Source organism: Actinoplanes sp. NPDC089786 (genome assembly GCF_040684855.1).
GTDB lineage: Bacteria > Actinomycetota > Actinomycetes > Mycobacteriales > Micromonosporaceae > Actinoplanes.
On record NZ_JBFBGU010000069.1, the window covers coordinates 1 to 3,133 of the forward strand.

Here is a 3,133-nt window from a genome sequence, read left to right on the forward strand (position 1 = left end):
ATGGATCCACAATCACTCAGGGCGTCAACCGTCCACGACCGTCGTGACCCCACTCGCGCCTCGCCACGGTCGGAGATGGCGTTCTTTCTGCCCCCAGAACTGCGGGACTCGGATCGCCTGCGGCATCCTCATTTGCCGCGGACAAGGTGCGGCACCCCCCAGGTGCCGTCACAGAGCGTGAGTGGCGCTCGCTGGTGCGCTGAACGGCGGCGGCTCTGGTGAGTGGGCCGTGTACATGCCGAATATTGCGTCCGCGCTGGTCGGAGGCGTTCTCGGGTCGCGGCAACGATCTTGGTTCGCTGTCCCCCGCGTCCTGCTTCTCCATCGTCGTTGATGACTGCGCGATGATGCCGTCTCATGCTGCTGCGACTGGCGTACTTGGGCATCACCAACGCATTCGCGCTGCTGCGGCTGTTGCCGGGCAGCGATGGGGACAAGGACACGGAGATCCTCGTGTTGCGCCACCAACTCGCGGTGCTGCACCGTCAGCTTGGCGAGCAGCGCGTCCGGTTCGACCCAGCCAATCGGGCCTGGCTGGCCGCGTTGCTGCACTGCCTGCCAAGACCCACCTTGCACCGTCTGCGGCTGCTGGTGCGGCCCGACACGATCCTGCGCTGGCACCGTGACCTGCATGCCCGCCGCCACGCGGCAGCGTCGCGGCCCCGACGGCGGGGCCGGCCACCCACCGTGCGCTCGATCCGCGCGCTGGTGTTGCGACTCGTGGCAGAGAACCCGTCGTGGGGATACCGGCGGGTGCACGGGGAACTGCTCACCCTTGGGGTGAAAGTCGCCGCGTCCACGGTCTGGGAGATCCTGCGCGCGGCCGGGATCGATCCCGCTCCGGAGCGGACCGCCACGACTTGGGCGCAGTTCCTGCGTTCGCAGGCCGAGGTGCTGCTGGCCGTGGACTTCCTCGAGACGATCACCCTGACCGGCACCCGCATGTACGTACTCGCGGTCATTGAGCATGCCAGCCGCCGTATCCGCATCCTCGGCGCGACCGCGCATCCCACCGCGGCGTGGGTGACCCAGGCCGCCCGCAACCTGGCGATGGACCTCGAGGACACGCGATGCCGGGTGAACTACCTGATCCGCGACCGCGACGGCAAGTACCCGGCCCTGTTCGACGCCGTCCTCGCCGACGCCGGCATCACGGTCGTGCTCAGCGGCGTCCGGATGCCCCGGATGAACGCGGTGATGGAGCGTTGGGTGCGGACCTGCCGCCGCGAACTGCTCGACCGGACGCTGATTTTCAGCCAGCGACACCTGCTGCACGCGCTGCGCGAGTACGAAGATTTCTACAACGGACACAGACCTCATCAGGGCATTGCCAACGCACGCCCACTCGCCCCGCTACCCGCAACGATCACCGACCCGCACCGGCTCACCCACCTGACCATCCACCGACACGCCCGCCTCGGCGGCATCCTCCACGAGTACGAGCATGCCGCCTGACCTGCCCGGATGGCATTCTCGGCAGGTACAGAGCTGCCGATCCGTTCGCGCAGATCGATGACGGCAGATTGACGAACCTCCGGCGTCGAAGGGCCTCCCGGGGCCTTGGCAATCACGGCCTCCGCGGTTGCGCTGAGTGTCAGGCGCGCAGTGGGTTGGCGGCGGCCATGCGCTACCTCACGTTGACAAGTGGAACTTATCTCCATATTCTCCTACTGGAGATCATCTCCATTTTAATCGGACGGCTAAAAGCGACCGAGCGAAAGAGTGTTGTCATGAAACTGCTCGTATACGGCGTGGGGGCCACCGGCAGCGTGTTCGCCGCTCGCCTGCACGAGGCCGGGCACGATGTCTCGGTCCTCGACCGAGGTGAACGTCAGGTCGCCCTGCGCCGTTACGGTGTGCAACTCGCCGAGGGAACCAGCCCGGCCGTCCGGCGCGTGGCGGTGCCCGTGGTCGAGCATCCGGCAGGCGGGTACGACCTGATCGCTGTCTTTGTTCGTACCCATCAGGTGAGCGCGGTGCTGGAGTCACTCGCTGGCACCAAGGGCGACGTCCTTTTCACGGGCAACTGGGCGGCCGGAGCGCAGCCGCTGGGCGCGGTGATCGGCTACGAGCGAGTGCTGCTCGGCTTCCCTGGGTTCGGCAGCGCAATGGACGGTGATGTGGCCCGCTACAGCCCGGAAAACTTCATGGTCCGCCGGGTCCGAACGCCAGTCGGTGAACCCGACGGCCGCAGCACCCCGCGACTGGAACGGATCGTGCGTGCATTCCGCACCGCCCGGATCAACGCCAAGGTCGAGCCGCAGATGGATTCCTGGCTCAAGACACACGCTACGTTCGCGGTGCCACTCGGGCAAGCGGTGAACGCGGCAGGCGGCCCGGCAGCGCTCGCCGACGATCCGGGCGCGGTACGCGCCATGATCCGCTCCATGCGGCAGGCGCTGGCCGCCCTGCCGACCCGGCCGGTCCCGCGTGGATTCGTTGCGCTACAGACTCTGCCCCAAGGGCTGCTTGCGGCGATGCTGCGACGCTTCTTACTGAACCCGACGGTCGCGTACACCAGCCTCGGCAGCACCTCGCTCGCAGAGACGGCGGCCGAATACAAACTGATGACCGAACAGATGCATGCCTATGCGAGGGTTCGGTAGGCGATATACCCGGTCGTATTCGTGGTTGACCCGCATCCTACGGGCGACACTGGGGGCCAGGCTCGGGTGGCAGCGGCAGCGGGCCTGGATGTTGGTCTTCTCGTCGCTGGAGATGACGTATTCGTCAGCGCCGAGCGGTTCGCCGTCATAGGTGCGGGCGTAGAGGTTGAGTACCCGGCTGGCTTTGGCGGCGAAGTCCTGGATCGTGGATGAAGATCAAGCATTGGTGTTGCCAGGGGTTGATCGTGTCGTCGGCGAGGATCCGCCGGATCGTGGACGCGGAGATTGCCGGCACGAGTCCGCGGGCGATGACCTCGTGCGTCAGGTCCGGGCAGCTCCACCGTGACAGGGGCACCGCTCGGAAATGCGGTTCGGGCTACGCCGCCTGCGAGTATTCGCTGATCAGTCCGTTGAGGATCTTTCTGCGGCGGGCCCGCGCCGAGGCGAGATCGGCGACGGCTGGCTCGGTGTCCGTGGCGTTGGGCGGGCGTTGGTCGCGGCCCTGGTGGGGCCTGTGCTCGTTGTAG

General features: G+C 67.0%; 2 protein-coding genes. Both read left to right on the forward strand.

Annotation, left to right across the window (positions count from 1 at the left end; genetic code table 11):
- Positions 1 to 357: 357 nt before the first annotated feature.
- Complete coding sequence (locus AB0O15_RS47880; protein ID WP_364334900.1) at positions 358 to 1,455, forward strand: integrase core domain-containing protein; 1,098 nt, start codon at positions 358 to 360, stop codon at positions 1,453 to 1,455.
- Between the two features lie 167 nt (positions 1,456 to 1,622).
- The gene (locus tag AB0O15_RS47885) at positions 1,623 to 2,606 is read left to right on the forward strand and encodes a 2-dehydropantoate 2-reductase N-terminal domain-containing protein (RefSeq protein WP_364334902.1); all 984 of its coding nucleotides are present in this window, start codon (positions 1,623 to 1,625) and stop codon (positions 2,604 to 2,606) included.
- The last annotated feature ends 527 nt before the right edge of the window (positions 2,607 to 3,133 follow it).